Below are 8,032 nucleotides of genomic sequence, written 5' to 3' on the forward strand. Positions count from 1 at the left end.
GCCGCCGGATTCGCACCCTTCATCCGGCTCTCTGTGGCGTGGCATGGGAAGCTACTTGTCCCGGTCAGTGCCTTGCACTATTCAGTTGGGCAGAATTATAGGGGCGACGCCGCCATTCTCCAAACGCCGGGCTAGCGTGCCCAGAGCGCCCACAGGTGCGGCAGAAAGATCGCCGCGCCCACACCGATGCCGGCCAGTGCCGTCAGCAGCACCGCGCCCGCCGCGGCGTCTTTGGCGATCTTGGCGAGCGGGTGATAGCCGGGGCTGGCCAGGTCCACGATGCTTTCGGCGACCGTGTTCATCGTTTCGGCGGCGAACACCATGCCGATCGTCAGCGCGACAATGGCCCACTCGATGGCGCTGAGCCCGAGCCAGATGCCGACGACCGCGACGATGGCGCCGGCCAGCAAATGCACGCGCATGTTGCGCTGCGAGCGCACGGTGTGCGTGATGCCCGCGACCGCGAAGCGAAAGCTGCGTACAAATGCCTTTAATGAGGCGCCCACCATTTCTAACCCATCTCAACACAAAGGCACAAAGACACAAAGAATGAATTAAAGATCGTCTTTGTGCCTTTGTGTCTTAGTGTTGAAAAAGCTGCCCTGGGAATATGCATATCGTGCATTGTGCCGGCGTTTGTCGGGTTCTACTTGCGCATTGCGCGCGCCTGCACGGTATCCATCGCTTGTTTCTGTGCGGCCGTGCCGTGGTCGTAACCGATCAGGTGCAGGACGCCGTGTGTGACGAGCAGTTCGACCTCGCGTATGAGCGCATGCCCGGCCGCGCGCGCCTGGCGCGCCGCCTGTGGCAGCGCCACGATGATATCGCCCAACTGCGTGTCGGCGGTTGGCGCCGGGGCAAAAAAGCTGATCCCTTCGAGGGACGGGAAGGAAAGCACATCGGTCACATAGTCGTCGCCGGCGTAGCGCGCATTGAGTCGCCGTATGGCGTCATCGCTGACGAAGGCGACCGAGAGCGCGAAGCGACCGCGCCGCCGCGCGGCCAGCAGCGCGCGCCTTGCGGCCAGCCGTATGTGCCGGTCGGGCACTGTCCTGCATGACGCCGCGTTGTGGCTCACCGTGAGCCGCAGGCGGAGTGCGCTACTCTTCGCGGGCCGGAACGTTGCGGCTTTCAAGCCAGATGCCTCGCGGCGGTTCGGGAAGCGGCTCGCGGCTGTCGCTCGGATAGGTGATGCGCGGGTGGAACTGCCCCTGCAGGATCTCGTGAAACGCCTGCCGGATGTGGCCGAGGTCGCGCAGGCGCAGGTTGCTGTCGTCGAGCTCGCCCGCGGCCAGCCGCTCGCGGAAGATCTTCTGCAGGATCTCGTCCAGTTCCTCGGCGGTGGCCGGGCGCAGGGCGCGCACCGTCGCCTCGGAGCCGTCGGCCAGCATGACGATCGCGGCTTCGCGCGTCTGCGGCCGCGGGCCGGGGTAGCGGAAGAGCGATTCGTTGACCTCGCCGTTCGGCGACTGCATGCGCGCGCGGTGGTAGAAGTATGCTGCCAGCATGGTGCCGTGGTGCTGCGCGATCACGTCGACGATCGGCCGGGGCAGGCGGTGCTTGCGCGCCAGCGCGATGCCGTCGGGCACATGGCTGATGACGATGCGCGCGCTCTCGACCGGGTCGTTGAGCTCGTCGTGCGGGTTGTCGCGGTCGATCTGGTTCTCGATGAAGAAGTACGGCTGAACCGTCTTGCCGATGTCGTGGTAGTACGCGGCCACGCGCGCCAGCAGGGGGTCGGCGCCGATCAACTCGGCGGCGCGCTCGGCCATGTTGCTGATCAGCAGCGTGTGATGATACGTGCCGGGCGCCTGCAGGAGCAGCTTGCGCAGCAGGGGGTGCGTCGGCCGCGAGAGGTCCATCAGTTGTACCGGCGTCGTAATATCCAGGTAATGCCCGGCCAGCGAATAACCGGCCAGCGCGAGGCTGACGGACAGGATCGAGTTCAGGAGCCCCGCGCCGACCAGCAGCGCGATCTGCAGGCCTTCGGTCGGTGGATTGGGGCCGATGAACGCGGCCATCACGGCCCAGTTGGTGATCGTGATGACCAACCCCGCGCCGGCGAAGGCGTTCAGCCGCTCGATCCGGTTGACGCTCACCGCACCCATCACCGAGCCGGCGATCACGTAGGCGATCGTTTCCAGCGCGCGCGCGTCGCCGGCCAGTTGGCCGATGATGAGGCTGAGGCACATCATCACCGCGACCGCGCTCGGCGCGCCCATGAACAGCGCCAGCGTCATTGCCATGGCCGGCATCGGCAGCAGGTACGCCTGCGCCGCGCCGCCGGGCACCATCAACTTGGCCGCGAAGACCAATGCGGTGGACAGCGCCAGAATCAGGCTGATGCGCCGCCACTGTCCCCATATGTCAGGCGGCTGGGTCATGAAGTAGAACGCCAGCACGGCGCTCAGCAGCCCGGCCAGCAGGCCCTGCCCGGCGATCTCGCGCAGGCCGCCGCGCGTCTGCAGCAACCCCAGTTGCTCCAGCGCTTCGATCGTGCCGGTCGTGATGACTTCACCTTCGCGCAGGACCGTTTCATCCTGCCGGATGGTGATGGAGACGGGCGGGACGGCGCGGCGCGCTTGGTCCCGCAGCGCGGTGGTGCGCTCCGGGTTCGGCAGGCTGTTCGCGACGACGAATCCGCGCGCCAGCTCGCTGACCAGCACCGTCTCGTCGGTGTTCAGTTCGCGGGAAACGAAGCGGCGCAAGGAGGCCCGCGCATCGCCGACCTGCTCGGGACGCACTTCGGAGCGCATGACCTGCTCCAGCGCGCCGAGCGATTCGCGCGCGATCAGCGCCCAGCGCGCGTCGTCCGTGGCCAGCGTCTGGCTCAGCACTGCATTGGACAGCGACAACTCGGGCAGGTCGCCGATCTGGCGCTGCTTGTCGGCAAACGTCAGGTACGGGTCGTGGCGCAGCGAGTCGAGGTAGTTGAGCACCGACTGCGCGCGCGTCAACTGCTGCCGCCCGATCTGGGGGTCTGGCGCGTCGTACACGTCCGTGATCGCCGCCGCGGCCTTGTCCTGCGCCTCGCGCGTGCGCGACGCACTATTGTACGTGAGCGAGCGCGGCGCGCTGATGCGCACGCGGCTGACCTCGCCGGCCTGCAGGGCGTACTGCCGGGGCGGGAAATCCCACACCAGCAGCGCCGTCAGGATCGCCGTCAGCGAGACGAACAGCACGGCAGCGCGCGCGACCGGCGGCGCCTGCCGTATCTTCTGCATGAGCGCAGACAAGCCCATGATCTGTTCTCGCGTCCCGTGCGGTTCGGCGCTCGCGTTAGCGCGCGCTGAGCAGCTCTTTGACGACCTGGTTGACCAGTTTGCCGTCGGCCTTGCCCTTCACTTTGGGCATCAGCTTCTGCATGATCGCGCCCATCTGCTTCTCGGACGTGGCGCCGGACTCGGCGATCGCCTCGCGGGCCAGCACGGCGATCTCGTCGCGGCCCATGAGTTGCGGCAGGTAGGTCTCGATGAACGACAGCTCTTCCCGCTCGCTGGCGACCAGGTCGGCGCGCCCGCCTTTCTCGTACTCGCTGATCGATTCGCGGCGGCGCTTGGCCTCGCGCGTCAGGACGGCCAGCATGTCCTCGTCGCTCAGACCGGTCGCCCGCTTCTGCGGGTCGAGCGTGTCCACCTCGCCCTGTTTGATGGCGGCGAGCACCATGCGGATGATGTCGCGGCGGCGGGTCTCGCCCGCCTTCATGGCCGTCTTCAATTCGTCGTTCAGCTTGTCCTTGATCGTCATAGCGTCCTCATTTTTCCCGCCCGTTCGGCGGCCTCGACCGTGGCGATCATCCCGTCGCCATGGATGCCGCCGATGTGCGCGGCTGTGATCTGGTTGTTCAGGTCGGCGTCGCTCTCGGCGTAAACGCGCACGTAGTTGCCGGTCAGGCCGGACCAGTCGCCGTCGCGTTCGCGACCTTCCCACAGCACGCTCAACGTGCTGCCGGCGAGCGCCTGCCGGTAGCGCGCGCGGTCGGCGTCGGTCGCCTCGATCATCGCGGCGCTGCGCGCCTGCTTCGCTTTCGGGTCGATCTGGCCGTGCATGTGCGATGCTTCCGTCCCTGCGCGCGGCGAGAAGGGGAAGACGTGCGCCTGCGCGAACGCCATCGCCCGCACGAATGCCAGCGAGTCGGCAAACTCGGCGTCGCTCTCGCCCGGAAAGCCGACGATCACGTCGGTGCTGATGGCGATGCCCGGCACGCGCTGCCGCGCCGACTCGACGCGCGTGGCGAACTGGCGCGTGTTGTAGCCGCGTCGCATGCGGCGCAGCGTGGCGTCGGAGCCGGACTGCAGCGGCAGGTGCAGGTGCGCGCACAGCCGCCCGTCGCTCCACAGTTCGAGCAGATCGTCCGGCGCGCCCCACGGCTCCAGCGACGACAGACGGATGCGCGGGATGCGCGTGTGCGCCAGCAGGGCGCGCACCAGCGCGGTCAGGTCGGCGCCGAAGTCGCGGCCGTACGATGCCGCATGCAGACCGGTCAGCACGATCTCCTGAAAGCCTTCGCCCTCCAGTTGGGCCGCCTCGCGCACGATCGTGGCGATGGGCCGGCTGCGCTCCTCGCCGCGCGCCAGCCGCGAGACGCAGTAGGCGCAGCGGTTGCCGCAGCCGTCCTGGATCTTGACGAACGCACGCGTGCGCGTGTGCGGCAGCGGGAACGCCTCGTTGGCGGTCGGGTCGGGGCGCGGCAGCACGCCGCGCTCGATCAGCAGTGGCAGCAGGCGCTCCTTGTCGGCGTGCCCGGTGACGAGCGTCGCGCCGTCGCCAGCCGCGAAATACTCTGGCTCGATCTGCGAGGCGCAGCCGGTCACGACCGTCAGTGCGCCCGGCGCGGCGCGGCGCCCGGCGCGCGCGACCTGACGCGATTCGCGGGTCGCCTTGTGCGTCACGGCGCAGGTGTTCACGATTTGCAAATCGGCGGTGGCCGGGTCGCTGACGATCTCGTGGCCGACGGCGGCAAACTGGCGCGCGATGCGGTCGGATTCGCTCTGGTTCAGCCGGCAGCCGAGTGTGGCAACATGGATACGCATAGGTTACCCACAAATATACCACGACTAGCGGCTAGCGACTAGCGGCTGTCAACTAGCGACTAGCGGCTAGCGGGTATACCGCTGAACTGTCGGAGATGCTGCAGATCGTCATGCCGGCATGGTGTTAGCCGGCATCCACTGTCTCCATAGCCAGCGTCACCCTTTTTGAGTGGATTCCGGCCAAAAACGTGCCGGAATGACGGTCTGTCTGGCCATGCGACCCGCGGCTAGCAACGGCATTGGCGGGGGAGCTGCCTTTGGCTTACTGCATCTGATTGATCACAGGGTGACGGGTGACATTTGTCCCAGGAAACACCGTCACTTTGACATCTGGAATCCCGCCGCCTTTGTGTCATACTGAATAATAGGCTCAGTATCGGCAATCGCTTGCGCCTTTCCCGCCTACTCGCTCAATGCGCTGCACTCTGCTTTTCGGTGAGGAGTGAGGTGACGTCGTAGGAGGAATGTCATGAAACAACTCGTCATCGGTTTCGCCACGATAGTCGTGCTAATCGTAGCCGGCATTGCCTGTACATCGCCTGTCAACCAACCCGTCAACCAGCCTGCCCGGCAACCGCAGACGGGCACCGGTGTTCAACAGGGCCGTCAGGATCAGACGCAGCCGCAAGTTCCAGGCAATCAGCCGGCCCCAGACAACCAGCCCGTCCCGGACAATAACGACGACAGACCGCAAGGCAACGCGCAATTCAAGCTGACCGGCATCTGGTACAGTCGGACTGCCACGGCCTATGGCACGCTGTCGACCCAGTTGCTCCTCGAGCCGACCGGTACCTTCTCGCAGCAGTCGACCCTGGGCGACTTGCTGACCTACGACGTCGGCACGTACGTGGTTGGCGAAGGCTACATCCACTTTACGGTGACTGACCATCAACCCAAAGTGTATCGCAACCAACCGATGCAGTGGGTAACCAGCTTTACCTACTTCATCACGCCGGTCGACCAGAACACGATGCAGGTGGAAGACCGTATTGTGAACACGCACTGGGTTATGTACCGCCAGTGACCCTGACAGGTGCGTTGCCTTACTTGAAGTGAGTTCTAGTAGTAAGGCCACTGCAACACGCGATCGAGCGCCGCGGGCTTAATAAACGGCTGCATATCGTAGTAGACGATGAACGACGCTAGGTCGCTCTTGCGGTAGGCGACGTTCATTTGACGCAGTTGCGCGTCGATCGGGTTTGGCTCATAGTGCGGGTTGAACACGACGAGCGCCGAGTTCGGGGACGCCAGCACTGCGCGCGAGTAGTCCGGGAAGCGGTCCATCTGGAACTCGGCGTCGGAGTAGTCGTGCGTCAGGATCGTCTCGCGCGATTCGAGCGTGAGCAGGTAGCCGATCCAGTGGTTGGTATAGACGTGCCGGATGCCGCGCGCGTTCAGGTCCGCGATCAGGTCGTCGTATGACGCGGGCAGCGGTTGGTTGGCGAACTCGTTGCGCGCCAGCGCCACCGTGTCGGTGCTGACGGCCGAGAACAGGTTGACGGCAAGCAGCAGCGCAAGCCCGATGGCCGCAAGTATACGATTGGCAGCGAACAGCCGCGCCAGCGCCAGTGCAGACAGCAGGCCGAGTGGCAGTAGGTAGCGGGTCAGCAGTCCCGAATCGGGAATGATGGCGGCGAAGTTGCCGCCGGTGAGCGCCCCAAAGGCGAAGACCGGGAGCGCCAGCAGAGCGGCCAGCAGCAGCACCGCGTCGCCCGCCGATTTGCGCGTGCGAGGGATGAGCGCCAGCAGGGCGACAGCATAGAGCGGCGTCACGATCAGTCGCCAGTCGGGCGACCACGGCTTGTCCTTCGGCCCGCGCAAGCCGGCCAGCGCGGTCAGCCCGTCACGCCAGAAGTATTGCCAGGCTTGGTCGATGATGTCGGGCCAGGATTGGCGCGGCGGCAGGTTCGAGACGATGCCGAACGCAGCATCGCCGTAGGCCAGCCGGAACAGCGCCATCGGCAGGAGGCCGACGGCCGCGCCCGCGACGATCAGGGCCGCCAGTCCGAGCGCATCGCGCCGGGTGGCGCGGCGCGCGATACGGGCGAGCATGATGCCGCCGTACACAATCGCCAGCGGCGCCAGAAAGTAGAGCGCGATCGGATTCATCCAGAGGCCGTAGCCGGCGATGACGCCCGCGCCCAGCGCCGTGCGCGTACGCCGAGTCTGCGGTTCCGGGTACGCGGCCCGGTGCAGCCAGAGCCACGCCAGTTGCACATAAACCAGCGCCTCGACATAGCCGCCGCGCGCTTTGAGGCTCCACATCAGCGCGAACACCGGCGCGACGGCCGTCAGCAGGGCGGCGAACAGGCCGGTACGCTCATCGCGGAAGACGACGCGCCCGAGCGCATAGCTTAGTGCGATAGATGCCAGTGCATACGCGAACGGCACGATTTTCAGCGCGTAACGCGACGGGCTGGTCACGGCGAACACCACCGCCGTCAGATACGACTCCAGATTGCCCAGGTACGCCTGGCCGGGATAGAAGATCGCGAACTGGCCGCGCAGGATGTGCAGTGCCTGCAAGCCGACCGCCGCCTCGTCGCCCTCGACCATCCATTGCGAGGCGAAGAGGAACGCGAGGCGCAGCAGTGCGCCCAGCAGGACGATCAGCGCGAGAGGGGACAGGAACCGTTTCATGGTGGCGCCGGCCTGGTCGGAAAAAGGAACCCGCGAGACAACCATCGGTTGCTCGCGGGTCTTTTGGAGGCGCCGAGCGGATTTGAACCGCTGCATGAGGGTTTTGCAGACCCTTGCCTTACGACTTGGCGACGGCGCCACATGCCGAGTCTCAGACTTGAACTGAGGACACCGCGATTTTCAGTCGCGTGCTCTACCACCTGAGCTAACTCGGCGCGAAAAATATTCTAAAGCAGGTGGAGGGAATTGTCAAAAGCGCCTCGCGCATGCAGCAGTTCTCATTTTGGAGTCGGCTGCCAATATGCCCCCTCATCCCCTGCCCCTGCTCCCCCGCGCGCGCGGGGGAGCAGGGGAAAAGC

7 protein-coding genes and 2 tRNA genes are annotated in these 8,032 nt (G+C 65.9%); 1 reads left to right on the forward strand and 8 read right to left on the reverse strand.

Translation table 11 applies throughout. From position 1 onward, the window contains the following. Positions 1–131: 131 nt before the first annotated feature. The 5 genes from HZB53_01070 to mtaB all read right to left on the reverse strand — a co-directional run bounded on the left by HZB53_01070 (position 132) and on the right by mtaB (position 5,033). Positions 132–509: a diacylglycerol kinase family protein gene (locus HZB53_01070; GenBank protein ID MBI5876214.1), complete on the reverse strand. Its 378-nt coding sequence runs from the start codon at positions 507–509 to the stop codon at positions 132–134. A 137-nt stretch (positions 510–646) separates the two neighbouring features. After that, entirely contained in the window at positions 647–1,048 is a 402-nt protein-coding gene (ybeY, locus tag HZB53_01075; protein ID MBI5876215.1) for an rRNA maturation RNase YbeY, read from the reverse strand. A 52-nt stretch (positions 1,049–1,100) separates the two neighbouring features. Beyond that, entirely contained in the window at positions 1,101–3,242 is a 2,142-nt protein-coding gene (locus HZB53_01080) for an HDIG domain-containing protein (protein ID MBI5876216.1), read from the reverse strand. Positions 3,243–3,279: 37 nt separating this feature from the next. Continuing rightward, positions 3,280–3,747, reverse strand: a complete 468-nt coding sequence (locus tag HZB53_01085; protein MBI5876217.1) for a GatB/YqeY domain-containing protein — start codon at positions 3,745–3,747, stop codon at positions 3,280–3,282. Then, the gene (gene mtaB / locus HZB53_01090; protein ID MBI5876218.1) at positions 3,744–5,033 is read right to left on the reverse strand and encodes a tRNA (N(6)-L-threonylcarbamoyladenosine(37)-C(2))-methylthiotransferase MtaB; all 1,290 of its coding nucleotides are present in this window, start codon (positions 5,031–5,033) and stop codon (positions 3,744–3,746) included. The genes HZB53_01085 and mtaB overlap by 4 nt, the downstream gene beginning before the upstream one ends. Positions 5,034–5,502: 469 nt before the next feature. On the opposite strand from mtaB, the gene HZB53_01095 reads away from it, so the two are divergent. Then, positions 5,503–6,057 (forward strand): hypothetical protein, encoded by a 555-nt coding sequence (locus HZB53_01095; GenBank protein ID MBI5876219.1) that lies wholly within the window; start codon positions 5,503–5,505, stop codon positions 6,055–6,057. A gap of 35 nt (positions 6,058–6,092) precedes the next feature. Here the strand turns inward: HZB53_01095 and HZB53_01100 are convergent, their stop codons facing one another. From HZB53_01100 to HZB53_01110, 3 genes are all read right to left on the reverse strand, one after another. Beyond that, complete coding sequence (locus HZB53_01100; GenBank protein ID MBI5876220.1) at positions 6,093–7,673, reverse strand: glycosyltransferase family 39 protein; 1,581 nt, start codon at positions 7,671–7,673, stop codon at positions 6,093–6,095. Positions 7,674–7,737: 64 nt separating this feature from the next. Then, a tRNA-Cys gene (locus HZB53_01105) sits at positions 7,738–7,812 on the reverse strand. A gap of 3 nt (positions 7,813–7,815) precedes the next feature. Next, positions 7,816–7,888 (reverse strand) — tRNA-Phe (locus tag HZB53_01110). Positions 7,889–8,032: the final 144 nt, after the last annotated feature.

This window comes from Chloroflexota bacterium (assembly GCA_016235055.1).
Taxonomy (GTDB): Bacteria; Chloroflexota; Anaerolineae; order JACRMK01; family JACRMK01; genus JACRMK01.

What these genes read in the sequence shown, in the direction of transcription:
- HZB53_01070 (MBI5876214.1), bottom strand. Translation starts at nt 509, where the DNA reads ATGGTGGGCGCCTCATTAAAGGCATTTGTACGCAGCTTTCGCTTCGCG.
- HZB53_01080 (MBI5876216.1), bottom strand. Translation starts at nt 3,242, where the DNA reads ATGGGCTTGTCTGCGCTCATGCAGAAGATACGGCAGGCGCCGCCGGTC.
- HZB53_01085 (MBI5876217.1), bottom strand. Translation starts at nt 3,747, where the DNA reads ATGACGATCAAGGACAAGCTGAACGACGAATTGAAGACGGCCATGAAG.
- mtaB (MBI5876218.1), bottom strand. Translation starts at nt 5,033, where the DNA reads ATGCGTATCCATGTTGCCACACTCGGCTGCCGGCTGAACCAGAGCGAA.
- HZB53_01095 (MBI5876219.1), top strand. Translation starts at nt 5,503, where the DNA reads ATGAAACAACTCGTCATCGGTTTCGCCACGATAGTCGTGCTAATCGTA.
- HZB53_01100 (MBI5876220.1), bottom strand. Translation starts at nt 7,673, where the DNA reads ATGAAACGGTTCCTGTCCCCTCTCGCGCTGATCGTCCTGCTGGGCGCA.